The sequence below is a fragment of the Neisseria sp. P0021.S006 genome, from assembly GCF_051956895.1.
In genome coordinates this window covers 1-485 of sequence record NZ_JBQCWZ010001140.1, presented here as the reverse complement: position 1 = coordinate 485, position 485 = coordinate 1, and the positions used below count along the sequence as shown (strand labels likewise).

1 protein-coding gene is annotated in these 485 nt (G+C 47.8%); it reads right to left on the bottom strand.

Annotated elements, in window-relative coordinates:
• Positions 1 to 485 (bottom strand): amino acid--tRNA ligase-related protein (locus ACTHUM_RS19150; RefSeq protein WP_440403861.1); only part of this gene is annotated, 485 nt, incomplete at both ends.

The window sequence follows — 485 nt, the reverse complement described above, 5'->3', positions numbered from 1 at the left end:
ATTTCTTTCAGAGCGTTTTCGGACAGGAATTTCACGATTGGAGATTGCAGGCCGCTGTCTTCGCCGTTGGAAAGGTTGCTGATATCGTTTACTTTGATGTATGCCAGACCTTTCGCGCCGTAGATGCCGACAAATTTAGTATATTCGTCGATTTCTTTGCGGCTGAATTTCGCGCCGTTCGGTACACGCAGAGCGACTACGCGGCCGCCTTTCATGTCGGCTGCACCACGGAAGACTTTGAATTCTTCCGTTTTCATCAGATCGGTCAATTCGGTAAATTTCAAGTTGATGCGCATGTCCGGTTTGTCAGAGCCGTAGTAGAACATGGCTTCAGAGTAAGGCATGCGTGGGAAGTCGCCCAAATCTACATTCAAGGCATCTTTGAAGACTTGTTTGGCCATGCCTTCAGTGATGTCCATGATTTCATCCTCGTTTAAGAACGAGGTTTCCAAGTCGATTTGAGTGAATTCAGGTTGACGGTCGGC